This window comes from Cobetia sp. 5-11-6-3, assembly GCF_013374055.1.
Lineage (GTDB): Bacteria > Pseudomonadota > Gammaproteobacteria > Pseudomonadales > Halomonadaceae > Cobetia > Cobetia marina.
This window is the reverse complement of record NZ_BLWJ01000033.1, coordinates 1-281: the sequence shown is the minus strand read 5'-3', so window position 1 is coordinate 281 and position 281 is coordinate 1. Positions and strand designations below refer to the sequence as shown.

At 66.9% G+C, this 281-nt stretch carries 1 protein-coding gene; it reads right to left on the bottom strand.

Annotated elements, in window-relative coordinates:
• Positions 1 to 281: VCBS domain-containing protein (locus HXS66_RS17290; RefSeq protein ID WP_218015207.1), on the bottom strand; the 281-nt coding region annotated here is incomplete at both ends.

Below are 281 nucleotides of genomic sequence, written 5' to 3'. Positions count from 1 at the left end.
GCGTGCCCGTGGCCGACAGCGGCGCATTCGCTTCTGTCAGACTGGCCGCGGCACTGTCGTCCGCGTCCACACGGATCACCGGGGCATCATTGTCACCGGTGATCGTCACCGTGACGGTCGTGGTCGAGCCATCGGTCAGCACGACGGTGTAAGTCTCGGTGACCGCCTGGCCCGCGGCCAGCGCCTGGGTTGCCTCGGCATCGTTGGCAAGTGCGTAGGTCCAGTTGCCCGCATCATCGACCGTGAAGGTGCCGTAGTCGCTGCCATCGGTGGCCGCGACA